Genomic DNA, 24,767 nt, shown 5'->3' on the forward strand with positions numbered 1-24,767 from the left:
TCGATTAAAATAATAAAATATCCCCATTTAAAAAAGGAGCTTAAGGACTCCTTTTTTATTACAATATTTGCTTTGCATAGTCATATAATTTAAGGGCTATACCTAAGCGCATGTTTTCTAATTTACTGTCATACTTACGATAATTATCCAGCGATTGTGTGGCAATACCAGTGGCCTTAGATATTTGATAGCTAGTAATATCGCTTTTTAGCAGTTCTTCGATTTTGTTAACGTCTATAATCATTATCATCTCTTCTTTCTATCAAATTTAAAGCAGACAAGTAAAAAACAGGACATGGCAAAAGATAAATCCTTTCAATATACTGATTCCATCTTATGATCAGATAAGGGTAGACGATTTATTCACCAGCGGAAGATTGATCGTCTTTTTTATTTTTAGATCGTTCGACTAGCTTTGCAATTCCAGTGATCAAAGCTCAAAATCTGCCTGCTACATTTCCATTTGCTTTCACTAACCTAACTTTATATTATGTTTACGCTTTCTATATTCATTAAGCAGTAAAAACGGTGTAAAGTCAACAAAAGGTCCAAATTAAAAAAAGTACCCTGATGGGCGCTACAAAAACAAAATATTGTATAAATTCTTCTATTAATCAAACACGGTTCGTATCTCTTACATTGTGTTTAAAAATATACTTTCAACAATTTTGCACCCTCACTTTTTGACCCTCTCAAAGTGCAAAATTAGTGCAAAATTATTTCAGGTTCTGTGGTTTTTCTTAATCTTTCCAAAATTAAAAACGCTGATATATCAGCGTTTTGATCTTCATTAATATTCTCTGATTTTCTCAATATGCCGAAAATAGGAATCGAACCTACGACCTTTGCATTACGAATGCACTGCTCTACCGACTGAGCTATTTCGGCTTGTGACTTAGGAGTCAACTCCATTAGTATAGCATTAGTCAGGTGTAAAAAGCAAGTCTGTTTTAAAAATCAGAGGAAAAGCGGGAAATTAATTTATTGTATTTATCATTCGTTAAAGGAAGGGCTTACATGGTATAATGGAATTAGCAATAAGTTATAAGATACTTCAAACGGTAAATAAAAGAAAAAGCAGGTGTATAGTATGAAATGGGAGGATTTACGTCGCAGTCGGAACGTCGAAGATCGCAGGGGACAGTCGACTGGTCCCAGACGGTCGAGTGGTGGCTTAGGAAACTTACTGAGTCTCTTATTCTTAACCCGAGGTGCCCCGCGTTGGCTGATTATCTTGATTTTGGCCTTTACTATTTTTGGCGGTGGCTCCCTCCTAGGGGGAGGATTGGGTAATAATGGCAGCTCCACCGGTTCAGAGCCTCAAACAGAAGAAGTTAGTCAGGGTGGAAGTCAGCAGGCAAGTGATCAAGAAAAAGAATTCATGTCTGCGGTTTTAGGCAGTACTGAAGATTTTTGGCAGCAAAAATTTGCTGATTATGGTAAAGACTATGAACCAGCGCGTTTGGTACTCTATACTGACCATGTCCAAACTGGGGGCTGTGGTTTTGGTAGCGCTCAGGCTGGACCGTTTTATTGTTCAGGAGATAAAACCGTTTATATCGATTTGTCTTTCTATCGGGAATTAAAGAATCGTTACCATGCTCCAGGCGATTTTGCTATGGCTTACGTTTTGGCCCATGAAGTTGGGCACCACATTCAAACCGAGTTAGGGACCATGACAAAATATCAATCTGCCATCCGTCGGGCCAGTGAAGAGGAGAAGAATGCTTTATCTGTTCGTTTAGAACTTCAAGCAGATTATTACGCTGGTGTTTGGGCCCATTATGCTGAAGACCAAGGCCTACTCGAAGCGGGAGATATCGATGAGGCTATGCAAGCGGCCAATGCGGTGGGGGATGATACCCTACAAAAAGAAGCTTATGGTCGGGTAGTGCCAGATAGTTTCACCCACGGATCAGCTGCTCAGCGGCAAGCCTGGTTCCAAAGAGGTTATCAATACGGCGACTTAGAACATGGAGATACATTTAATACACGATTAGATATCGAAAAATAATAGAGAGTGACAAGCGTGTCAAAAGGCAAGACCGCTGGAGCGAAAAGACGAAAGAATTCACGCAGAGAATACTTCGACAGGTCGTGGTGTGGTTGCTTGTCTTGCGCTTGGAATAAGTATAAAAAAGGCAGGGCTCAAAACCCTGCCTTTTTATACTTAGAACTACTTAAATTACATAAATAACATTTTATCGGATCCGTAGGTACGTCCTAAAGCTTGCATTGCTAAGACGTTAATTGGATGCCATGGGCCATCAAATTCTGGTTGGAAGAAGAAGTCTTGGGCTTCAAGTTCTTCTAAAGTCATCTTATGATCAATGACAACTGACATAATGTTACCTAATTCGCCAACACTGCCTTTTGACATGAATTGGGCACCAAGCACAACATGAGATTCTTTGTCAAAGTTGATTTGCATGTAGACGGTGTTATTGTCGTCATTTAATTCAGTAAAGAAAGTTGGGCGTAAGCGGGCGGTGACATACTTACTGTCCACTTCACCATCATACCAGTCAGCATTGGAATCTTTGATCCCTGAAGTAGAGAATTCATAGTCGAATAAGTGTAGACCAGAAGTCCCTGATACTGGACGGATGGTTGCTTCTTCACCTAAAGCATTTTTAGCTGCGACAATACCTTGGCGACGAGCGGTAGAAGCTAAAGCATAGGAAACTTTCTTACCTGTTGGGCTGAATGGTACTAGGGTAGCATCCCCAGCAGCGTAAACGTCTTTTACTGAAGTTTCATGTTTTTCATTGACTTCAATAAATCCTTTTTGGTCCATATCAACTAAACCTTCTAACCATTTGGTATTAGGTTTGATACCGATAGAAACAATCACAGTGTCAGCTTCATATGTATTCTTGTCAGTAACGACTGCACTGACTTTACCATCCTTAGTTTCGAAGGATTGAACCCCTTCACCACCATGGAAAGTTAAACCGTGGGATTCAGCATTCTTGGTTAAGATATCAGTAAATTCTTCATCTAAGTAGGTGGGTAAGATGCGGTCTTGGAAGTCAATGACTGTGGTATCAATTCCTGCTAGGGCGTAAGCTTCAGCTGCTTCAATCCCAATGTAACCACCACCGACAACAACGACTTTCTTAGCGTCTTTCATACGGTCATGAACTTTTTGTGCCCAGTCACGACCACGAAGATAAAAGACATTTTCAGCGTCAACGCCGTCAACAGGTAGAGGGGTTGGGATGGCACCAGGGGAGAGGATTAACTTGTCATAGTCATCTGTCCGTTCACCTTCTGGGGTTTTAACGGTAACCGTCTTAGCGTCGCCATCAAAGGAAACGACTTCGGTATTGACCATAATATTTATGCCTTGTTCCTTATATGAAGTCTCATTAGCGTAATGTAAGTCATCTAATGATTCAGATTCGCCTTCTAAGTAGGATTGAATCCCACAGGATAGGAAGGAAGCGGTTGAACCTGCTTCATATAAATTAATTTCTGCATCTGGTTGCGCTTCAAGAATCGTTTGAGCGGCTTCATAACCAGCATGCGATGTACCAACAATAGCGTATTTCATTGATATACCTCCATTTTTTATCAGCGATTAACAGCTGATTAACTTTTTAAGTAAAACAAACTTACTCTGACGTAAAATTTTACCTACAAGTTCAGTCTATACCTAATTAGTCCATGGGCTAAATGAAATGCTCATGATTCAGTTAAAAACCCAAAGTCTGCCATCTTAGGGGCTAAAATGATACAAAAATGTATTTAATTGATAAATTATAGGTCAAAATTTTCTCTAATTATTAAGAGTTAAAGAAAAAACGAGGCTTGTGATTGTTTAAAATCATAGCCTCGTTTTTATTAGTCGCTTGTAAAAGTCAGATTATTGTTTTTATTTTCTTCCCAGTTCTCTGCTAGTCCAGTGGAACGTAGAATGAATTTCACAATTTCTACGTAAACGATAATGGAGAGAGAGGCAAGAATAATTACTGTCCACATCATCGGTGCGTTAGCGTCACCAACCAAATGCACTGTACCAAAAGCATCATTTAGGCCAGGAACAAAGACAGTAATGAGTAAGAGGGCAGCCGATGCAATCGTCGCAATATTTAACCACTTATTAGCAAATGGGTTGCTTTGGAATAGTGATTTATGAACGGAACGACTGTTATAGGCGTGGGCTAATTGGATGAAGGCAAGTGTCAAGAATGCCATAGCTTCCGCATCGGGTAAATCAAAGCCGAGACGGTAATTAGCAAGCCAGAATACAAAGAGGGTAATTCCACCTTCGTAAATCCCTTGGTAGATAATGGCTGGTAAAACACCACCGGACAAGAGATTGGTTTTGCGTCCTCTTGGTTTATGTTCCATCACGTCAGCTTCAGGACCTTCCAGACCTAGAGCAATCGCTGGGAAGGTATCGGTCACTAAGTTAATCCATAAGATGTGGATTGGTTCTAGAATTTGCCAGCCTAAAATGGTGGCTATGAAGAGGGTCATCACTTCCCCTAAATTCGCTGATAAAAGGAATTGGACTGCTTTTTGAATATTGGCAAAAACTTTGCGGCCTTCTTCAACGGCGGTAACAATGGTAGCGAAGTTGTCATCGGCAAGGACCATGTCCGAAGCCCCTTTAGACACTTCAGTTCCTGTGATCCCCATACCAATACCGATATCGGCTTGTTTTAGGGAAGGCGCATCGTTAACCCCGTCACCGGTCATGGCAACGACTTTATTATGGGTTTTTGATTGCCATGCTTTAACAATCCGAACCTTGTGTTCAGGAGCTACCCGGGCGTAAACAGAGAATTGTTCGACCTTATCGGCTAACTCTTCATCGGAGATGGTATCCAAGTAAGCTCCGGTAGTTACAGCACTTTCGTCATTGCTGTCTTCAATAATACCTAAGCGTTCAGCAATGGCTGCAGCAGTGATTTGGTGGTCACCAGTAATCATCACGGTCCGGATACCTGCATCTTTGGCAGTTGCAATGGAAGCTTTGGCTTCTGGACGTTCAGGGTCAATTTCTCCGACCATACCAGCATAAATTAACCCTCGTTCATGTTCTTCACTGGTATATTCAGGAGCTTCTTGGTCTAAGAATTTAAAGGCCATTGCTAAAACACGGAGGGCTTGACGAGCCATGCTGTCATTAGCCTCTAAGAGTTTTTGACGGTAGTCTTCCGTCATTTCCTTGATTTCGCCACTGTCATAGTAATAATCACAGTTAGCAATCAAGACATCAGGAGCCCCTTTAGTCATCACGGTAAATTGACCTCTATCTTGGTGGTCAGGTGCAGTTGGATGGACGGTAGTTGACATTTTACGTTCTGAATCAAAGGGAATTTCGCCAACCCGGGGTTGTTCACTTAATAATGCTTTGACATCAAAGTCCTTATCGAGAGCAAATTGAATCATAGCGGTTTCGGTTGGGTCACCAGAAAGATCGCCATGATTGCTTAGGGTGGAGTCATTATCCATGACCATCACCTTAAAGACCGGTTCCTTGAAATCAATTTGGTCAGAAGCATCGTGGAGTTCACCATTATAGTATACCTTTTCGATGGTCATCTTGTTTTGGGTTAAGGTACCGGTCTTATCGGAACAGATCACTTCGGTTCCCCCTAAGGTTTCCACTGCTGGAAGTTTTCTTACTAGGGCATTGCGGTCAGCCATTTTTTGGGTACCTAAGGCTAAAATAATGGTTGAAATCGCTGGTAAGCCTTCAGGTAGGGCAGCAACAGCAATGGAGATTGAGACCAGTAACATTTCAACCCAGTCATAAGTTTCCATAAAGAGGCCAATCACGAAAATTAAGACAGCGATAATAACAATAGCCCAAGTCAAGAACTTGGTCAGGTCATTCATATCTTCTTTAAGTGGGGTTAATTTTTCGTCGGATTCTTCAATCATGGTTGCGATATGGCCCACTTCGGTATCCATAGCAGTCGCCACCACGATCCCTTGACCACGGCCATAGGTTACATTCGTTGATGAGAAGGCCATGTTTAAGCGGTCCCCTAAAGCGGCGTCTTCCGGAACGGTTTCTAGGGATTTAGTTACCGGGACCGATTCACCGGTTAGGGCAGCTTCTTCAATTTGTAAGGAATTGACTTCAGTTAAGCGCAGGTCTGCAGGAACGACATCGCCAGCTTCTAAGACGACAATATCGCCTACAACGATTTCGCGTGAGTCAATTTTGATCGAGTCGCCATCACGAATCACATGGGCTTGGGGGGATGACATATCCTTTAAGGAAGCAATGGCGTCTTCCGCCTTGTTTTCTTGGATAACTCCCAAGACGGCATTAATTAATACCACTGCTAGAATAATAACAGCGTCCACCATGCCTTCAACACCTTCAAGCACAACAGATAGAGCTGCTGCAATTAAAAGGATAATAATCATGGCATCTTTGAATTGATCAAAGAATTTTTGTAGGGTGGTCCGGTTTTCCCCTTCTTGAATCTCATTAGGACCATTTTTTTCTAAGCGGGATTTAGCTTCGGATGAGCTTAACCCACTTTGCCGTGAGGTTTGTAGAGTATTTTCTACTTGGTCAACTTCTTGAACAAAGAAATTACTCTTATCACGAGTTTCTACCATCAAATTCACTCCTCCAATATAAATATTTATCATAGTAGTAAAAAAGACTTATACTACATTTCTGTAGCATAAGTCTCACCATTTAAGATAGCACCAGCAGGGCCTCTGCTTGATTACTGTTGTTGATACTATCGCAGCGAACTGCTGGTTACTCCCTTATGTGCTTTTACACTAAGCTATGCAATTATTATAAGCTAAAGGTTCCTTTATTTCAATTGCCAGCTCTAGAGAAAGTCTTGAATGATTGGGCTTAGTTTCTCAATGATCGCTAGAGCTGATAAAAGCCATGGACAAGAAGGGTAAGTCAAGTTATAGTAAATAGGTTGAAAAGGGGGAGCTTTATGACTAATCAATTAATCGAAAAGTTGCAGCAAGAACTGCCCGATTATAAAAGCTATCAAATTGAAAATGTAATTACTATGCTTAATGAAGGGAATACGGTACCCTTCATAGCCCGCTACCGTAAAGAGCGAACCGGTTCCTTAGATGAAGTAGCCATTCAATCGATTCAGGAGGCCTATGAATACCAAGAACATTTAGAAGAACGTAAAGAGACTATTATTAAAGCCGTTGATGAGCAGGGCAAATTAACCGATGCCTTAAAGAAGGAAATTCTAGAAGCCGACCAATTACAGGCCTTGGAAGACTTATATGCTCCCTATAAGAAGAAACGACGGACTAAGGCCACTAAGGCAAAAGAGCAGGGTTTAGAGCCCCTAGCGGACTGGTTGAAGACAAACCCACTCTCCGGATCGATTGAAGAAGAAGCTGAAAAATATATCAATGACCAGGTAGATTCGGTAGAAGCAGCCCTAGCCGGAGCCCACGAGATCCTGTGTGAATGGATTAGTGAAGTGGCTAAGTATCGGTCCCATAGCCGGCAATATGTCTGGAAAAAAGGCTATTTAGCTAGTAAAAAGCGGTCCCAAGCCGAAGATGAAAAAGAAACCTATGCGATTTATTATGACTTTGCTGCCCCGCTTAGTGAGCTCAAATCTTACCAGGTCCTAGCGATTAACCGGGCCGAAAAAGAAAAAGTGGTCAGCGTTTCTTTAGATATTAAGACCGAGCCATTGATACAAGCAATCAGTACTGATTTAATTGCTAAAGATTCAATCGCTGTTCCTCTGCTAGAAAAGGCTATCGAAGATAGTCTGGATCGTTTCCTTTTACCGCAAGCCTTTCGTGCCATTCGTACCCAGGTCACAGAAGCGGCAGAAGACCACGCCATCGATAATTTTAGTGAAAACTTACAAAATCTTTTGATGCAACAGCCTTTAAAGGATCAAGTAGTCCTGGGATGGGATCCAGCCTATCGTACGGGCTGCAAGCTGGCCGTATTAGATGAAACTGGTCAGGTTTTGGACAAAACCGTGGTTTATCCTACCCCGCCACATAATAAAAAGGAAGCTGCAGCAAAGACGGTCACAGACTTGATTGAAAAATATCAAATTGGTATTATTGCGATTGGTAATGGGACAGCCAGCCGAGAATCGGAAGAATTTGTCGCCCAAATGATTCAAGATAATCAGTTAAGTTGTCGCTATACCATAGTTAGCGAAAGTGGTGCCTCAGTTTACTCAGCTAGTGAAATTGCTCGTAAAGAATTTCCTGATTATCAAGTAGAAGAACGCTCAGCAGTAAGTATTGGTCGTCGCTTGCAGGATCCTCTGGCAGAATTGGTAAAAATTGACCCTAAAGCAATCGGTGTGGGCCAGTACCAGCACGACGTGAACCAGACCAAACTGAATGACCAATTAGATTTTACTGTTGAATTAGTAGTTAACCGGGTGGGAGTGGAGCTAAATACTGCTTCTGCCTCTCTCTTAAGCCATGTCGCTGGTTTAACCAAGACGGTCGCTAAGAATATTGTGACTTATAGAAACGAAAACGGAAAATTTGAATCCCGTAAGGACCTACATGATGTTCCCCGTTTGGGACCAAAAGCCTTTGAACAAGCAGCTGGTTTTTTACGGATTGCAGAAGGAAAGAATATCCTCGATAATACTGGTATCCACCCTGAGTCTTATGCCGTAACTGAAGCCATCCTAGCTGCTGATAACATTGACCAGAATACTATTAGAGATGATGACATCCATTTAAAAATTAAAAATTGGAATATTAATCGCCTTTGCCAAAAGTATGATATAGGTCGAGAAACCCTAAAAGACATCCAAAAAGCGCTCTTAGTTCCAGGGCGTGATCCTCGTAGTCAAGTGGCAGGCCCAGTGCTGCGCCAGGATGTCGTCCAACTGGAAGACCTCAAGCCAGGTATGGCTTTACAAGGGACAGTTCGTAATGTGGTCGATTTTGGCGCCTTTGTTGATATCGGGGTTAAGCAAGATGGCTTGGTCCATATTTCAAAAATGAGTCATCATTTTGTCAAAGATCCCCAAGCTGTCGTTGTGGTGGGAGATATCGTTGATGTATGGGTGGATTCCGTTGACGTTCAAAAAGGGCGCATTGGGCTAACGATGTTAAAGCCTCAATAACATTTTGATAGGTTAAAATGTTTCTTTAAAGAATGATTCCTTACTAATCAAGAAGGCTTGTTCATCAATAATTTTCTTAGAAAGGAAAGTACAGTGAAAGAGCAAGATTTAGAAAACTTAGTTAGAGAAATTGCGGCCCAAAATTTTGCTTTTTCCTTTCATGGGCAGGTGACTTGGAATCAGCGTTTGCGTACGACAGGAGGGCGTTTCATTCCTCGCCAAGATCGTTTAGAATTCAATCCCAAAGTCATAGAAATTTTAGGGAAAGATACTTTAATAGGAATCATTAAGCATGAGCTCTGTCATTACTATTTATTTCATAGGGGGCAGCCTTACCAGCATAAAGATAAGGCCTTTAAAGACTTACTTAAATCAGTTGATGGCTTACGCTTTACCCCAGCTTTAGGAGATAGTGCTCCCAGATATATTTATCGTTGTAAGCGCTGCGGTCAAAAATATTATCGTCAGCGAAGGATGAATATAAAAAAATACGCTTGTGGGAAATGTCGAGGGCCCATAAGTCTCATCAATCGCTAAAAAAGAGCGTTGGGAAAACCCAGCGCTCTTTTAACTGCTTTGTGAGTCACTACTTATCTTCTAGTTTTGCAAAGGAATCTTCGATAATCTTACGCATCGCATTGGCTGAATTATCCATGAAACCTTGTTCACGTTCGGTTAATTCTAATTCAACCACTTGTTCAATCCCTTGACTACCTATAATCGCAGGGGTACCAATATAGATATCGTCTTGTTGGTAGTTATCTTCAAGCAGGGCTGAAACGGGTAGGGTAGCTCGCTCATTATTCAAAATAGCCCGACAGATACGGTTGATACAACTACCAATCCCATAATAGGTAGCTCCTTTACCGTTAATAATGTCATAGGCCTTATTTCTTACATAGTCGGTGATTTCATCTTGACGAGCTTGTTGATCAAGGCGGTTATCGCTGGTAGCAAATTTCTCAATGGGTTGGCCACCAACAAGAACGTGAGACCATGCACCAAATTCTGTATCACCATGCTCACCGAGGATATAAGCTGTCACATCACGGGGATCAACATCTAGGGCCTTGGCAATTTCAACTCTAAAGCGGGCGCTATCGAGTGAGGTGCCGGTCCCGATTACTTTTTCACTCGGGAAACCAGAGAATTTCCAAGTGGCGTAAGTTAAGATATCAACTGGATTGGAAGCAACTACAAAAATCCCATCAAAACCGGAGTCGACCACTTGACCGACCATGTCTTTGAAGATAGGTAAATTTTTGTCGACTAAGTCGAGACGGGTTTCTCCACCTGGTTTTTGAGGAATACCAGCAGTAAAGACAACAATATCGGCATCCTTACAGTCTTCGTAGGTCGCTTGGAATATGTGTTTACGCGGAGAGAAAGGCGTAGCGTCTTCTAAATCAAGAACATCACCATAGACCTTGTCCTGATTGATATCGATGATACCTAGTTCACGGCCAACACCAGTAATGACATTGTGGTAAGCAAAAGCTGAGCCGACAGAACCATCACCGATTAAAATAATTTTAGCATCATGAATTTCTGACATACAATTCCTCCTATCATGAATTTGTGAATAATATAGCTATATATTATCTAAAATGGTTAACCTACACTTATAATGTAACCGTTTGCAGAATTTTTTACAAGTTTATTTAACTTTTTTATTATTTCTTTCTCAGAATAATGAAAAATACTTTAGCGAGAGCTTGCTCACTTAAGCTATAGAGGCTGCCTTCTTGCTGGATATTGAGCGCTTACCGTCTAGGCAAAATTTCCTTTATTTTCAGGCGGACTTATTTGCCAATTTCAGGCCTAATCGTTATAGTAAACGTGTAGGAAAGCTATTTTTCCTATAATCTAGGCAAATCTGCTATAAGTGTTTAGCTATTGTTCTAGGAGATATTTACTAGGGCAATTCCTGTATTTATAGTAATGTAAGCGCCTATTTTATGATAAAATAAGCTTGTGTAAAATATCTAAAAAAGGAGTTCATATATGTCTAAAGTATTTGCTTTAAATGCTGGATCATCCAGTTTAAAATTTTCTATTTATGAAATACCTAGTGAAGAAGTTGTTTCTTCTGGCGTCATTGACCGTATTGGTCTAGGTGATTCCAATATTACCATTAAATATAATGGTGAAAAACATCAAGATGTTCAAGATGTGATGGATCATGACCAAGCAACGAAAACTTTATTAGATAAGTTAGAAAGCTTAAATATTATTGAAGATTACGATGAAATTGCTGGTACCGGACATCGTGTCGTAGCCGGTGGTGAAAAATTCAAAGAATCAGCTCTGATTGATGAAGAAGGTCTCAAAGCCATCGAAGAACTTAGCGAATATGCACCACTTCATAACCCAGCTGAAGCACAAGTTATCCGTGCTTTCCAAGAATTACTTCCTGGCAAGCCAGCAGTTGCTGCATTCGATACTTCATTCCATACAACTATGCCTGAAAAAGCATATCTTTATGGAACTCCTTATGAATACTATGAAAAATATGGTGCGCGTCGTTATGGGGCTCACGGCACCTCACATAAATACGTTTCTCAACGTGCCGCAGAATTAATGGGTAAACCAGTGGAAGATGTTAATATCATTACCTGTCACATTGGTAATGGGGCTTCAATTACTGCTGTTCAAGGGGGCCAATCCATTGACACGTCCATGGGCTTCACCCCAGTAGCTGGTGTAGTTATGGGAACTCGTTCAGGTGATGTGGATCCTTCCTTACTGGAATTTGTTATGCGCAAAGAAAATCTCAATATGGAAGAAATGCTTTCTGTTCTTAATAACAAATCTGGTTTATTAGGAGTATCGGGCGTATCTTCAGACATGCGTGACGTTGAAGCAGCTGCTGACCAAGGTAACGAACGGGCAAAAATTGCCTTAGAAGTTTATGTCAATGCGGTGAAACGTTATATCGGATCTTACTTATTTGAATTAAATGGGGCAGATGCTATTGTCTTTACAGCTGGTGTGGGGGAAAATTCTCCAGAATTCCGTCAAGCAGTCCTAGAAAACACGGATAAACTTGGTATTGAATTAGATAAGGAACGTAACGAATCTGTTGAAGAAGGTTTAATTTCAACCGATGATTCTAAAGTGAAAGTCTTTGTTATTCCAACAGATGAAGAATTAATGATCGTTCGTGATACAGTTCGTTTAGGAAATATTAAATAAACAAAAGGACTTCAAGCAAGTGGCTCAGGCTGCTTGCTTTTTATTGTCTCTTAAAAAACATTATTGTCTTTAAAGTTTACTTTTATTGGGCTTTCATAAGAAAATTCCAGTGATAAAAACAATTTACTGTACAAAATGTAATCGCTTTCACTATAATGACCTTAGTTGGTGTTTTCAGCTAAAAGGAGGCTGTGAAATGGAAGAATACATTTTAGCAATAGACCAGGGAACAACAAGTACACGAGCTGTGATTTATAATCACCAAGGGGAAAGTATCGGTTCCTATCAAAAGGAGTTTGACCAAATCTTTCCTAAGCCTGGTTGGGTGGAACACAATGCCAATCAAATTTGGAACTCTGTCCAGTCAGTCATTGCCGGAGCCTTTATTGAGACGGGAATTAAGCCGCGTCAAATCAAAGGAATTGGGATAACCAATCAACGGGAAACGACGGTAATTTGGGACAAGGAAACTGGGCGTCCTATTTATAACGCCATTGTCTGGCAATCGCGTCAAACTAGCAGTATAGCTGACCAACTCATCGCTGATGGCCATAAAGACATGATTCAAGAGAAAACAGGTTTGGTGGTTGACCCTTATTTTTCAGCGACTAAAATTCGTTGGATCTTAGACCAGGTCGATGGCGCTCAAGAGCGAGCAGAAAATGGAGAATTACTCTTTGGGACCATTGATACATGGATCGTCTGGAAGTTAACCGACGGTGCTGTCCATGTGACGGATTATTCGAACGCTAGTCGGACGATGTTGTTCAACGTTAAGGATTTAGAATGGGACCAGGAAATCTTAGACTTATTAAATATCCCGCGTGAACTCCTGCCTGAAGTCAAATCCAATTCAGAAGTTTACGGCAAAACGATTCCTTTCCACTTTTATGGTGCGGAGGTTCCGATTGCTGGAATGGCGGGGGACCAACAAGCTGCCTTGTTTGGTCAACTTGCTTTAGAGCCAGGTATGGTGAAAAATACCTACGGCACGGGTGCCTTTATCATTATGAATATGGGGTCTGATTTTCAAGTCTCAGAGAACAATCTGTTGACCACTATCGCCTACGGAATGAATGGAGAAGTCACTTATGCCCTAGAAGGGTCGATTTTTGTGGCCGGCTCAGCGATCCAATGGCTCAGAGACCAAATGGGTTTGATTGAGGACTCCCCTCAGTCAGAAGACCTGGCTAAACAATCTAAAGATGATGATGAGGTTTATGTGGTTCCCGCCTTTACTGGCCTCGGAGCACCCCACTGGGATTCCAGGGCACGGGGAGCCGTATTTGGTCTCACTCGGGGAACGAACCGCAATGACTTTGTTAAGGCAACTTTGCAGTCTTTAGCCTATCAGACTCGGGATATTATCGATACCATGGAAGTAGATACAGGTATTGATATTAACCTATTAAAAGTGGATGGCGGAGCTGCTATGAACGATTATCTCATGCAATTCCAAGCGGATATTCTAGGTATTGAAATTGCTCGGGCTAAAAACCTAGAAACTACTGCCTTAGGTGCCGCATATTTAGCTGGCTTAGCAGTGGACTTTTGGAAAAATACTGATGAATTGAAGAGCTTACAAAGTACTGGACAAAACTTTACCCCTTCAATGAATAATGCCCATAAAGAACAACTTTATCGTGGTTGGAAACAGGCAGTGAAAGCCACCCGGGTCTTTACAGCAGATGAAGAAGAAAGAGACTAAAGCTTATGATGGAGGTATTATCAGATGACATTTTCTGTTAAAAATAGACAACAAGCTCTGACCAAATTACAAGAACGTACCCTAGATTTATTGGTTATTGGTGGCGGAATTACTGGAGCAGGGGTAGCCTTGCAAGCAGCAGCGAGTGGTTTAGAAACCGGTTTAATCGAAATGCAAGATTTTGCGGAAGGCACCAGTAGTCGGTCCACCAAGCTAGTCCACGGTGGTATCCGCTATTTAAAAAACTTTGATGTGGAAGTGGTTGCCGATACGGTTAGTGAACGGGCAGTCGTTCAACAAATTGCCCCTCACATTCCTAAACCTGACCCGATGGTTATTCCCATCTACGATGAAGAGGGCGCTACTTTTACCATGTTTCGCTTGAAAGTAGCTATGGACCTCTATGATTCCTTAGCTGGGGTGAGCGATTCTAGCTATGCCAATACCGTTCTATCCAAAGAAGAAGTTCTCCAACATGTGCCAGGTTTAAAAGAAGAAGGCTTACAAGGTGGGGGCCAATATCTAGACTTTAACAATAGCGATATCCGTTTAGTGATTGAAAATATTAAAAGAGCCCACCAAGATGGTGCCCTAGTGGCTAGTCGAGTAGAAGCGATCGGCTATCTTTACGACCAAGAGGGCAAGATCAATGGCGTAAAGGCACTGGATCACTTAAGTAATGAAAGCTTTGATATTCATGCCCGCTATGTCATTAATACGACCGGACCATGGAGTGATGAAACCCGCAATCTCGATGAAGAAGACAACCGTATCGAAATGATGCGTCCTACTAAAGGGATTCACCTGGTTATCGATGCCAGCCGCCTAAAAGTCAGTCAGCCTGTTTACTTTGATTCGGGTTATGATGACGGACGGATGATCTTTGTCATCCCGCGGGAAGATAAGACCTATTTTGGGACGACTGATACCGACTACACAGGCGATTACAAACATCCTCAAGTAGAAGAAGATGATGTTAACTATCTCATAGGTGCTGTCAACAACCGCTTCCCTGAGGCTAAGATAAGCATCGATGATATTGAGTCCTCCTGGGCCGGTTTAAGACCCCTAATCGCTGGCAACAGTGCCTCTGACTATAATGGTGGAGACTCAGGTAAAATTAATGACCAAAGCTTTGAGGATTTAATTGCTGTGGTTAAGGGTTACTTAAATGAAGAAAAAACACGAGACCAAGTGGAACGTACTGTCGCTAACTTGGAAGGTTCTCTATCAGAAGAAACTCTAGACCCTTCTCAAGTATCACGGGGGTCTAGTCTAGAACGTGATGATAACGGACTAATTACCCTAGCCGGTGGAAAGATTACCGACTACCGTAAGATGGCTGCCGGGGCTATGGAAAAAATTATTAAGCTCCTCAAAGAGGAATACGATAAATCCTTCCGCCTAATTAATTCAAAAACCTATCCTGTTTCTGGTGGGGAAATTAATCCGGCTAATATCGAAGGTGAGTTCTCCTCTTATGCTCAAATGGGGGTAAAAAGAGGTTTATCTAAGGAAGAAGCTTATTATCTAGCAGCCTTTTACGGATCTAATGTGCCTAAGGTATATGCCTTAATTGACCAAGTGCCAGAGATTGAAGGCTTGTCTTTAGCTGAAACCATCATGCTCTACTACGCTTTAGAAGAGGAAATGGTTCTTACCCCTGTTGATTACTTTTTACGTCGGACCAACTACATGCTCTTTATGCGTGACCGCTTAGACCACTTACTTGAACCAGTCGTTCAAGCCATGAGTGATTATTTTGACTGGGATGATCAAAGTCGTCAAGCTTACCAAAAGGAATTAGAAGAAGCACTGGCCAAAAATGACCTAGTTGACTTAAAGAAGAAGGCTAATGGCTAATAAGATAAGGATTTGATAGAGGAGGAAGTAGGATGGCGACAGAAGTTATCGGTGAGTTTTTAGGGACACTCATTCTGGTCCTTTTAGGGGATGGGGTTTGTGCTAATGTCAATTTAGCACGGACCAAGGGACACAATGCTGGCTGGTTAACCATAACAATTGGCTGGGGCTTGGCGGTTATGGTGGCTGCCTATGCTTCAGGTTATTTAAGCCCTGCCCATCTTAATCCAGCAGTGACTATTGCCTTTGCGATTGAAGGTTCGACACCATGGCCCTCAGTGCCCGCCTATATTATTGGGCAAATGCTAGGTGCTTTCTTAGGGGCAGTGATTTTATGGCTTCATTATCGGGATCATTTTAATGTAACAGAAGATCCTGACATGATATTAGGAAGCTTTGCTACCGCTCCTGAGATTTATGCACCAGCTAACAATTTAATCAGTGAGGCGATTGGGACCTTTATTTTAACTTTTGGAATCATGTCCTTTGCTCAAAATGACCTAGCTCCTGGTTTGTCTACTGCCTTGGTAGGAGGATTGATTGTCAGTATCGGGGCTTCCTTAGGAGGACCGACGGGTTATGCGATTAATCCAGCCCGCGACTTAGGGCCTCGAATTGCCCATGCGATTTTACCAATCCGTCATAAAGGTGATTCAGACTGGTCATACGCTTGGGTACCTGTTGTCGGGCCAATTATTGGTGGTGTGCTAGCTGCCATTGTCTTTCAGTGGATCCCCTAATGATTAGTAATAATATTTATAAGGAAAGATTTCATAAGCAGTAAAAAAGGCCTCACTTCAAGGTGTGAGGCCTTTTAATTACTGCTGGCTTTAGTTTTTATGCTTTTTTGCCTTTTTCATGTTTAACATTGTCTAAGTCAGTTCTTACCACTAAGACATCACAATTAGCGTTACGGATGACGTATTCTGAAACAGAACCAATGAAGAGGCGTTCCACAGCGTTTAGTCCCGTTGCACCAATCATGATTAAATCAGCATGGTATTCTTTAGAAAGTTCTTTAGCAATTTGAACCTTTGGTGAACCATAATCAATGACGGTTTGGATTTCTTTTACGCCTTTTTCCGATGCATATTTCTTGTAGTCATTAAGTAATTCTTTAGCTTGTTTGACTAATTCATCGGATAGGGTGCCTTCGTAACCAGTAGTTGTTTGAATCGAGCGTGTATCAACGATATGAGTAATGATTAATTCAGCGTCATTACGTAAGGCAACTTCTACTGCTTTTTTGAAGGCTAATTCAGCTTCATCGGAACCATCCACAGGTGTCAATATATGTTCGTAATTCTTATACATAAGGATCCCTCACTTTCTTTTTCTCACTATAGCTATTATAGCATGAAAGCGGATAAAAAATTAACTTTAAATAATATTCCTATTGAAAAAACCTAGGCTTTCACACCTAGGTTAAAAAATAATTCGATTATTTTTATGTAAGCCTCCAATGATACCGTGGAAATTCTATCTGTCTGAACCCGCGATATAGCAGGTGGGTTCCGGTATCCAACTTCAGTTGTCCACGTAATAGAGGCGTAACATCCATTGGAGCTCGCAGATCCCTAGATAGTAGTTGTTCGGTCAGCACATTTAAAAGATGCACGCATATCTTAGAGAACTTACATTACTATAAATTTAGCATGTCTAGGGCTTTTTGGCAAGCAAGAAAGCTTGAAGTGACAACATTTCATACTGGACTTATCGCTTATAAAAATTATTTTTGCCTTTCTCGCATTTGCCGCATTTGCTCTAAGGCTTGCTCATATTTGCCTGTTTGGCAGGCTTGGTAGTATTGCCTGTCAGACAAGGTTTCTGGTAAGTAATCTTGAGCAATCCAATGGTTGGGGTAATCGTGGGGGAACTTGTAAGCAATTCCTCTTCCCAATTTCTTAGCACCACTGTAGTGGGCGTCACGGAGATGTTTGGGGATGACGCCAGCTTTTCCTGAACGAATATCTGCTAAGGCTTGATCAATGGCCTGAATGGCTGAATTGGATTTAGGGGATAGGGACAGGTCAATAATGGCGTGAGCCAAAGGAATCCTGGCTTCCGGCAGTCCAATTTTCTGGGCAGCTTGGCAGGCAGTGACCGCCCGCTGACAGGCTTCGGGGTTAGCCAAGCCAATATCTTCATAGGCGCATACCATTAAACGCCGGCAGAGGCTGTTCAAATCACCAGCTTCAATTAAACGGGCGGCATAATGAAGGGCAGCGTTGACATCACTGCCACGAATACTTTTCTGAAAGGCAGACACCACATCATAGTGCATGTCACCATCTTCATCATGGTCAAAGGCCTTCTTTTGTAAACATTCCTCTGCTACGCTTAAGTCGATCAGAATTTGGCCTTCAGCATTCTCCTCAGTTGATAAAGCCGCTAGTTCTAATGCATTGAGAGCTGACCGTAAATCGCCATTGGAGTAATTGGCTAAGTAGTCCCTGGCCTCATTACTTAATTGAATAGGGTACTTGCCGAGGCCCCGTTCTTTATTTTCGAGGGCATGGTCAATAGCTACTTTGATTTGATCAGCCTCTATAGGGTGAAGCTCAAAAATCTGTGCCCGCGAGCGGATAGCAGGATTGATATTGATATAAGGGTTTTCGGTCGTTGCCCCGATCAGAATCAATAGCCCGCTTTCTAAATGCGGGAGGAGAAAGTCTTGTTTTGTTTTATCCAGGCGGTGAATTTCATCTAACATTAAAATAAGACTGCCGGAAAACTTTGCTTCAGCCACGACTTCTTGTAAGGCCTTTTTATTATCTGTTGCCGCATTCAATTGCCGAAAACTTAACTTAGTGGAACCGGCAATAGCGCTAGCTATTGATGTTTTACCAATACCAGGAGGACCGTATAAAATCATTGACCTTAACTGCTTCGCTTTAACCATCCGCCAGATGATTTTACCGGAGCCAACTAGGTGTCCTTGACCAACAACTTCTTCTAGGGTCTTCGGGCGCATTCTGTAGGCTAGGGGGGCTTGTTTATTCACACTGAAACTCCTTTCTAAGTGCTTGATAACGTCAATCAGTATAACACATCCGTTTTTAAAAAGAGCGCTTTTGGCTTTTCCTCTGTTGTCTAGGACCAGATAGTGATACAATAGTGAAAAACAAGGGGGTAAGCGAACGAATGATCTATCTTGATTATGCAGCAACCACACCGATGACCCAACCAGTTATTGAGGCCATGAACCAGGCCATGCGTGAAAATTATGGCAATGCATCAAGTACCTACCGAATTGGTCGCCAATCACATGAGCAATTGACTCGAGTAAGAGAGAATATAGCGGAGACGATTAATGCTCAGGCCGACGATATTATTTTTACCAGTGGGGCAACAGAATCGACTAATAGTGCCCTGATACAAACCGCAAAACGGTTAGCAAAGCAAGGCCGTCATATTATTACCACCGAAGCTGAACATCCTTCAAGTTACAAGACGGCAAAATATCTGGAAAAACAGGGCTTTGAAGTAACTTTTCTGCCTTTCGATGAATATGGTCATATCTCAATTGATGAGTTGAAGGCAGCTATCAAAGATGATACCATTATAGTTTCGATTATCGCAGGGAATAACGAAGTCGGCTCTGTCCAAGATATCCAAGCTATTGGAGACATTTGCCAAGACCACCACTTATTCTTCTATACAGATGTGGTCCAAGCCTATCTCAACGTCCCTATTGATGTTGAAGCCATGCATATCGATGGCTTATGCGTCTCCGCCCATAAATTCCATGGGCCCAAAGGGGTAGGATTCCTCTATTACCGTAATGCAGTGAGTGATTTTACTCCTTACTTAAGAGGGGGAGGCCAAGAACATGGCCATAGGGCCGGTACTGAAAATGTGCCTGGAATTGTGGCCATGGGTAAGGCCATTGAAATCGCCTACCGGGCTAGGAATGACCATCATCAAAAGCTGCTGAATTTAAGGAAATATTTTCTTAAAGAAGCCAAAGAACGGGGCCTAGATTTCAAAATCAATGGTCCTAAGGAAGCTGAACTAGCCCATATTTTAAATATCTATTGGCCTAATCATCCTAGTGATCAAGTACTGATTAAATTAGATTTAAAAGACGTTTATGTATCGGCTGGGTCAGCCTGCTCAGCTGGGTCGCTAGAACCGAGTCGGATTTTAGTGTCGATGTTTGGGGAAGCAAGTCCCCGGATCAGTCAAAGCATTCGTATATCATTCGGTCAGCTGACCACAATTGAAGAAATCGATAAATTCTTAGACATTTTGTTAAGCATTGCTTAGTAATAGTGTAAACAAATTAAGGAGGAATGAAATGGCTTTTAAAGAAAAAGAACAATTAAAAGGGAGTCAAAAAACCTATCAAGTCCATCCTAACTGCAAGGCATATACTTTGCGGGACTATGGATTTACTTCTACTAAGGTAGGTAATTATCAAATTGAAATTCCTATTCGTCCAGAATTTCAAGCCAGTCACTATCTCTTATTAAAAGTTCAAATTGATAAATCAGTGGATAAATTGCAAATGAACGTCACTAATAAGACGGGGCTGAAGGCAGTTAATGTTTACCAAAATTCCGACATGGCAGATTTAGCTAAACGCTTAGAGGAAATTTTAGCTGATTTAGTTGAAAATCAAGTCTTAGCAATCAATGAAGACTAAAAATGGATATATAATCATTCTCAAAACTCAAGGACATTTGAAGATTTAATAAAAATTCAATCAAATGACTTGAGTTTTTTATGTAAATTGGTATGATTACTACCTGGATAAGGCGTTTGAGGCCTATCTAAGATTATCAACACAACAAAACGTGCGACCTTCAATCGTAAATTTTGTTTAAGAAAGATGGTGATGTTGTGAATGATAAGAAAAATAAAAAAGTTGTTTTAGGCATGAGCGGGGGAGTCGATTCCAGTGTTTCTGCGCTCTTACTGAAAGAACAGGGATATGACGTCATTGGTATCTTTATGAAGAATTGGGATGACACTGATGAAAATGGTGTTTGTACAGCAACCGAAGATTACCGGGATGTACAAGCTGTAGCTAGTCAGATAGGTATTCCTTATTATTCAGTCAACTTTGAAAAAGAATATTGGGACCGGGTCTTCGAATACTTCCTCGATGAATATCGTCATGACCGTACCCCCAATCCAGACGTCATGTGTAATAAAGAGATTAAATTCAAGGCCTTCCTCGATTATGCTTTGGACTTAGGAGCAGATTACGTGGCTATGGGCCACTACGCTCGGGTGAGAACAAATGACCAAGGCGAAGTGGAGTTGCTTCGTGGGGTTGATAGTAATAAGGATCAAACCTACTTCTTAAACCAACTGTCACAAGAACAATTACAACACGCGCTATTTCCAATTGGCGAATTAGAGAAATCGGAAGTGCGAAAAATTGCCGAAGATCATAATCTAAAGACGGCCCATAAAAAGGACTCCACCGGGGTCTGTTTTATTGGTGAGCGCGACTTTAATGCCTTCCTTTCCAATTACTTACTAGCTAAACCGGGTTTAATGAAAACCTTAGACGGCCAAGTAATGGCTGAACACCATGGGCTGATGTATTATACCATCGGTCAACGTAAGGGCTTGGGAATCGGAGGAACCAAGGTTGGTAATAATGAACCTTGGTTTGTTATCGGGAAGAATCAGGCTAAAAATGAACTCTATGTCGGCCAAGGATACCACCATCCCTTGCTTTATGCTGACTACTTATTAGCCAGTGAAGTTTCCTTTACCAGTGACCATTTCCCACCTGAAGACTTTACCTGCACCGCTAAGTTCCGTTACCGGCAAAAAGATATCCCAGTGAAAGTCAGCTTTTTGTCTGATGATCACTTAAGGGTAGACTTTGAAGAGCCAGTTCGGGCTATTACACCAGGACAGTCGGTAGTTTTCTACAAAGATGAAGTTTGTTTAGGGGGAGCAACCATTGACGCTGCCTATAAGGATGATAAAAAGTTACAATACCAATAATAAAATAGATTAATCATTTCTAAAAGCAGGCTATAAATTAGGATGATTTAAAGATACAGCTGTAACTCGTTTTTGGCTTATCCAGGAAGACCTTATCTAACTTGGAGGCTAGAAGCTAAGATACAGCTTTTTTCTTTATTAAGGGTGTGAAAGAGCGAAAATGGTATAGTTATTTTAATAGAAGAAAGGCGAGCAGAAGGCAGACTGGGGGGGAGGATAACTCCACTGAAATTCTGTGATATAATAGCCAAAGATTATGACTAGGAGGGATAAGGGAATGGCAGCTACAGAAGATTATTTCATCGGCGAGGTTGAAGCTACCTTTTTTTCTAATCCAGATAATTATTATCGGGTGATGCGGATTACGGTTGATGATACCAACACCCTTTACTCCGAAAAAAATATTGTCGTGACTGGAAATTTTGGGACTATTCAAGACGGAACCACATACCAATTCTTCGGTAACTTGGTTGACCATCCTAAGTACGGGGTACAATTTAAAGTCTCTCATTATGAAGGGATAAAAATTACCAGTAAAGATGGATTAATCAAATATTTATCCAGTGATGAATTCCCTGGAATTGGAAAAATACTGGCTGAACGTGTGGTCAATACCTTAGGTGAGAAGACCATTGACTTAATTGTAAATCAACCCGAACGTTTGAAAGAAGTTAAGGGCCTGACGAAAAATAAACAGCAAATGCTACATGAGAAAGTAAAGGCTAATCGTGGCAATGAGGATACCTTTATTCAATTATCGGAGATGGGTTTTTCCAACCATTTAGCAGGGAAGATCTATGCTAAATACCAAGATGAAGCGGTTGAATTGATTAAAGAAAACCCCTATTTCTTGGTTAAAAATATTCAGGGTTTTGGTTTTCAAAAGGCTGATTTACTGGCTCAACGTTTAGACTTTGCCTATGACTCGCCTTTACGCATCCAAGGGGCGATTACTTTTTCATTAGAAACAATTTGTTATAGCAATGGGGATACTTATGTTAAGAAGGAAGAACTATTCCACCAGGTTCTCAATCTATTAAATAAAAGCCAAATGAATCTACAAATGGTTGACATGCAGCAAGTGGCTGATAGCTTGAGCGACTTGGTAGATACCAATGAAGTGATTGCGACTGAAGAGGGTTATTTTCTTCCTAGTCTCTATTATGCAGAGAAGGGGATTGTTAAACGTTTAAAACGTATCAAGAATGAAAGAACTCAGCCTAAATATGAGAATGATAATTTGGCTAATGAAATAGAGGAAACCGAAGCAAAATTAGGTATTCAATATGGACCCGCTCAAAGGAAGGCAATTATCGAAGCCCTAGAAGAGAAATTATTTATTCTTACCGGGGGACCGGGTACGGGAAAAACCACCGTTTTAGAAGGGATCATTGATATTTATTGCCGGTTAAATAATATCCGCCTAGGGGATTATGATCCAAGTGACTTTCCTATTCGTTTGGCAGCACCAACTGGACGCGCTGCCAAGCGGATGAGTGAAACTACTGGCCTAGTAGCAACCACTATTCACCGTTTAATAGGTCTCACCGGTGAAGAAGATGAAAATAATATCATAACTTCTGATAAAGAGACTATTGAAGGGGACTTACTGATTATTGATGAAATGTCCATGGTAGATACCTGGTTATTCTTTCAGTTATTAGAAGCGGTTCCTGATGATATGCAAATTATCTTGGTAGGGGATAAAGATCAACTGCCCTCAGTTGGTCCAGGACAAGTGCTTTCTGACCTCTTGAGAAGTCAGACAATCACCTGGCGTGAGCTCGACGAAATATTTCGTCAAGATGCTAATTCAACTATCACTCTATTGGCTCATGATATAAAAAATGGGCAAATGCCAGTCGATCTGACCCAAAATAAGGCTGATCGGTCATTTTTCCGGGTGGATTATTTCCACTTAGCTGATTTTATCGCAGCGGTGGCTAAACGCGCTCTTGAAAAAGATTATGATGTTAAAGATATTCAAGTTTTAGCTCCCATGTATAAGGGTCAGGCCGGCATCGATCAGATTAACCAGAAATTGCAGGAAAGCTTAAATCCAAATACTGATGGAAGTAAGCGCCAACTTAGCCACTTCAACCGTCTTTTTCGCTTAGGTGATAAGGTCTTACAGTTGCAAAATCATGCTGAAATGAATGTTTTTAACGGGGATATGGGAGAAATCGTGGCGATATTCTTTGCCAAGGAAACGACCAGCCAAAGCGATGAAATAGTGGTTGATTTCGACGGCAATGAGGTCACATACAACCGGCAAGATTTTAACCAGTTAACCTTGGCGTATTGCGTCTCAATTCATAAATCGCAGGGAAGCGAATTTCCTATCGTTATCCTCCCCTTAATCAGCCAATACCAACGCATGTTGCAACGCAATTTGCTCTATACAGCGATCACCAGAGCTAAGCAATCCTTAATTCTCTGCGGTGAAGTCCAAGCCTTCCAATCTGCCATTCAAACCCAGGCCAGCCAACGCCATACTAACCTTTACCGCTCCCTACTTGAAGAAGACGAATTACTTCCTAAACTGAACTCGCAGCCAAGTGAAGTAAGTCCTAGTCAGGATCAAAGTACCAGGTCTCAAGGAGATGAGTCAGGGGGCCAACAAGGGGATCTTGAAAACTCGGGAATGAATGTAAAAGTCGATTGGTTAACTCCTGCCTTACTTGAAAGTGGTCAGATCGATCCTTTAATTGGTATGGATGGCATCAGCCCCTATGATTTTTAAGGAATGAAATCAGCCATCATTTTTTCTCTTTTACTGCCCACGTGCAAAAAGTACCCTAAAAAGCCTAGTTAAAGCAGATAGAGGCTAAATTTGCTGATCCTGAGTTTATAAATACTAATAAATTTATTCAAATATTGCAAAAATCTTGTTTATTTCTTAAAATATCGATAAAATGTGAGTATTGGATATATTTAGTTAGGCTAGA

17 protein-coding genes, 1 tRNA gene and 1 other RNA gene are annotated in these 24,767 nt (G+C 41.3%); 11 read left to right on the forward strand and 8 right to left on the reverse strand.

Annotated features, from left to right (window positions below; all coding sequences use genetic code 11):
• Nucleotides 1-58: 58 nt before the first annotated feature.
• A complete protein-coding gene (locus HMPREF9243_RS04500; RefSeq protein WP_013669524.1) occupies nt 59-244 on the reverse strand; it encodes a hypothetical protein in 186 nt (61 codons plus the stop codon).
• A gap of 571 nt (nt 245-815) precedes the next feature.
• A tRNA-Thr gene (locus tag HMPREF9243_RS04505) sits at nt 816-888 on the reverse strand.
• 202 nt (nt 889-1,090) lie between these two features.
• Between HMPREF9243_RS04505 and HMPREF9243_RS04510 the strand changes: the two genes are divergently transcribed.
• Nucleotides 1,091-2,014, forward strand: coding sequence for a neutral zinc metallopeptidase (locus tag HMPREF9243_RS04510; RefSeq protein WP_013668792.1), 924 nt, complete (start codon nt 1,091-1,093; stop codon nt 2,012-2,014).
• Nucleotides 2,015-2,185: 171 nt separating this feature from the next.
• Here HMPREF9243_RS04510 and HMPREF9243_RS04515 read toward each other — a convergent pair whose 3' ends face one another.
• Together HMPREF9243_RS04515 and HMPREF9243_RS04520 are read right to left on the reverse strand one after the other, a co-directional pair.
• Nucleotides 2,186-3,556: an FAD-dependent oxidoreductase gene (locus HMPREF9243_RS04515; RefSeq protein WP_013668968.1), complete on the reverse strand. Its 1,371-nt coding sequence runs from the start codon at nt 3,554-3,556 to the stop codon at nt 2,186-2,188.
• 290 nt (nt 3,557-3,846) lie between these two features.
• Nucleotides 3,847-6,591: a cation-translocating P-type ATPase gene (locus HMPREF9243_RS04520; protein ID WP_013669860.1), complete on the reverse strand. Its 2,745-nt coding sequence runs from the start codon at nt 6,589-6,591 to the stop codon at nt 3,847-3,849.
• A 341-nt stretch (nt 6,592-6,932) separates the two neighbouring features.
• Between HMPREF9243_RS04520 and HMPREF9243_RS04525 the strand changes: the two genes are divergently transcribed.
• Together HMPREF9243_RS04525 and HMPREF9243_RS04530 are read left to right on the forward strand one after the other, a co-directional pair.
• A complete protein-coding gene (locus HMPREF9243_RS04525; RefSeq protein WP_013668946.1) occupies nt 6,933-9,083 on the forward strand; it encodes a Tex family protein in 2,151 nt (716 codons plus the stop codon).
• 93 nt (nt 9,084-9,176) lie between these two features.
• Nucleotides 9,177-9,620, forward strand: coding sequence for a SprT family protein (locus tag HMPREF9243_RS04530; RefSeq protein WP_013669975.1), 444 nt, complete (start codon nt 9,177-9,179; stop codon nt 9,618-9,620).
• Between the two features lie 49 nt (nt 9,621-9,669).
• On the opposite strand, the gene HMPREF9243_RS04535 is transcribed toward HMPREF9243_RS04530, so the two are convergent.
• Entirely contained in the window at nt 9,670-10,638 is a 969-nt protein-coding gene (locus tag HMPREF9243_RS04535; protein ID WP_013669217.1) for an L-lactate dehydrogenase, read from the reverse strand.
• 449 nt (nt 10,639-11,087) lie between these two features.
• Between HMPREF9243_RS04535 and HMPREF9243_RS04540 the strand changes: the two genes are divergently transcribed.
• The 4 genes from HMPREF9243_RS04540 to HMPREF9243_RS04555 all read left to right on the forward strand — a co-directional run bounded on the left by HMPREF9243_RS04540 (nt 11,088) and on the right by HMPREF9243_RS04555 (nt 16,589).
• On the forward strand, nt 11,088-12,278 hold the full coding sequence (locus HMPREF9243_RS04540; RefSeq protein WP_013669965.1) for an acetate/propionate family kinase: 1,191 nt from the start codon (nt 11,088-11,090) through the stop codon (nt 12,276-12,278).
• A 196-nt stretch (nt 12,279-12,474) separates the two neighbouring features.
• Complete coding sequence (glpK, locus tag HMPREF9243_RS04545) at nt 12,475-13,986, forward strand: glycerol kinase GlpK (protein WP_013668610.1); 1,512 nt, start codon at nt 12,475-12,477, stop codon at nt 13,984-13,986.
• Between the two features lie 24 nt (nt 13,987-14,010).
• Nucleotides 14,011-15,849 (forward strand): type 1 glycerol-3-phosphate oxidase, encoded by a 1,839-nt coding sequence (gene glpO, locus HMPREF9243_RS04550; protein ID WP_013669448.1) that lies wholly within the window; start codon nt 14,011-14,013, stop codon nt 15,847-15,849.
• A 32-nt stretch (nt 15,850-15,881) separates the two neighbouring features.
• Nucleotides 15,882-16,589 carry an MIP/aquaporin family protein gene (locus HMPREF9243_RS04555; protein ID WP_013669280.1) on the forward strand — a complete coding sequence of 236 codons (708 nt, stop codon included), beginning with the start codon at nt 15,882-15,884 and terminating at the stop codon, nt 16,587-16,589.
• A 97-nt stretch (nt 16,590-16,686) separates the two neighbouring features.
• Here HMPREF9243_RS04555 and HMPREF9243_RS04560 read toward each other — a convergent pair whose 3' ends face one another.
• The 3 genes from HMPREF9243_RS04560 to HMPREF9243_RS04565 all read right to left on the reverse strand — a co-directional run bounded on the left by HMPREF9243_RS04560 (nt 16,687) and on the right by HMPREF9243_RS04565 (nt 18,853).
• On the reverse strand, nt 16,687-17,163 hold the full coding sequence (locus tag HMPREF9243_RS04560) for a universal stress protein (protein ID WP_013669804.1): 477 nt from the start codon (nt 17,161-17,163) through the stop codon (nt 16,687-16,689).
• Nucleotides 17,164-17,301: 138 nt separating this feature from the next.
• A non-coding RNA gene (gene ssrS, locus HMPREF9243_RS10255) (6S RNA) lies at nt 17,302-17,484 on the reverse strand.
• A gap of 94 nt (nt 17,485-17,578) precedes the next feature.
• Nucleotides 17,579-18,853, reverse strand: a complete 1,275-nt coding sequence (locus tag HMPREF9243_RS04565; RefSeq protein ID WP_013669437.1) for a replication-associated recombination protein A — start codon at nt 18,851-18,853, stop codon at nt 17,579-17,581.
• A 140-nt stretch (nt 18,854-18,993) separates the two neighbouring features.
• On the opposite strand from HMPREF9243_RS04565, the gene HMPREF9243_RS04570 reads away from it, so the two are divergent.
• From HMPREF9243_RS04570 to HMPREF9243_RS04585, 4 genes are all read left to right on the forward strand, one after another.
• Entirely contained in the window at nt 18,994-20,118 is a 1,125-nt protein-coding gene (locus HMPREF9243_RS04570) for a cysteine desulfurase family protein (protein ID WP_013669131.1), read from the forward strand.
• Between the two features lie 31 nt (nt 20,119-20,149).
• Complete coding sequence (locus HMPREF9243_RS04575; RefSeq protein ID WP_013670078.1) at nt 20,150-20,497, forward strand: DUF1831 domain-containing protein; 348 nt, start codon at nt 20,150-20,152, stop codon at nt 20,495-20,497.
• 197 nt (nt 20,498-20,694) lie between these two features.
• On the forward strand, nt 20,695-21,819 hold the full coding sequence (gene mnmA, locus HMPREF9243_RS04580) for a tRNA 2-thiouridine(34) synthase MnmA (RefSeq protein WP_013670103.1): 1,125 nt from the start codon (nt 20,695-20,697) through the stop codon (nt 21,817-21,819).
• 277 nt (nt 21,820-22,096) lie between these two features.
• On the forward strand, nt 22,097-24,562 hold the full coding sequence (locus tag HMPREF9243_RS04585) for an ATP-dependent RecD-like DNA helicase (protein WP_013669470.1): 2,466 nt from the start codon (nt 22,097-22,099) through the stop codon (nt 24,560-24,562).
• Nucleotides 24,563-24,767 lie beyond the last annotated feature (205 nt).

Source organism: Aerococcus sp. Group 1 (assembly GCF_000193205.1).
In the GTDB taxonomy this organism is placed as follows: domain Bacteria; phylum Bacillota; class Bacilli; order Lactobacillales; family Aerococcaceae; genus Aerococcus; species Aerococcus urinae_A.

Excerpts from the sequence above, each read along its gene's own strand:
- HMPREF9243_RS04500 (WP_013669524.1), bottom strand. The coding sequence starts at position 244 with ATGATTATAGACGTTAACAAAATCGAAGAACTGCTAAAAAGCGATATT.
- HMPREF9243_RS04510 (WP_013668792.1), top strand. The coding sequence starts at position 1,091 with ATGAAATGGGAGGATTTACGTCGCAGTCGGAACGTCGAAGATCGCAGG.
- HMPREF9243_RS04515 (WP_013668968.1), bottom strand. The coding sequence starts at position 3,556 with ATGAAATACGCTATTGTTGGTACATCGCATGCTGGTTATGAAGCCGCT.
- HMPREF9243_RS04520 (WP_013669860.1), bottom strand. The coding sequence starts at position 6,591 with ATGGTAGAAACTCGTGATAAGAGTAATTTCTTTGTTCAAGAAGTTGAC.
- HMPREF9243_RS04525 (WP_013668946.1), top strand. The coding sequence starts at position 6,933 with ATGACTAATCAATTAATCGAAAAGTTGCAGCAAGAACTGCCCGATTAT.
- HMPREF9243_RS04535 (WP_013669217.1), bottom strand. The coding sequence starts at position 10,638 with ATGTCAGAAATTCATGATGCTAAAATTATTTTAATCGGTGATGGTTCT.
- HMPREF9243_RS04540 (WP_013669965.1), top strand. The coding sequence starts at position 11,088 with ATGTCTAAAGTATTTGCTTTAAATGCTGGATCATCCAGTTTAAAATTT.
- glpK (WP_013668610.1), top strand. The coding sequence starts at position 12,475 with ATGGAAGAATACATTTTAGCAATAGACCAGGGAACAACAAGTACACGA.
- glpO (WP_013669448.1), top strand. The coding sequence starts at position 14,011 with ATGACATTTTCTGTTAAAAATAGACAACAAGCTCTGACCAAATTACAA.
- HMPREF9243_RS04555 (WP_013669280.1), top strand. The coding sequence starts at position 15,882 with ATGGCGACAGAAGTTATCGGTGAGTTTTTAGGGACACTCATTCTGGTC.
- HMPREF9243_RS04560 (WP_013669804.1), bottom strand. The coding sequence starts at position 17,163 with ATGTATAAGAATTACGAACATATATTGACACCTGTGGATGGTTCCGAT.
- HMPREF9243_RS04570 (WP_013669131.1), top strand. The coding sequence starts at position 18,994 with ATGATCTATCTTGATTATGCAGCAACCACACCGATGACCCAACCAGTT.
- HMPREF9243_RS04575 (WP_013670078.1), top strand. The coding sequence starts at position 20,150 with ATGGCTTTTAAAGAAAAAGAACAATTAAAAGGGAGTCAAAAAACCTAT.
- HMPREF9243_RS04585 (WP_013669470.1), top strand. The coding sequence starts at position 22,097 with ATGGCAGCTACAGAAGATTATTTCATCGGCGAGGTTGAAGCTACCTTT.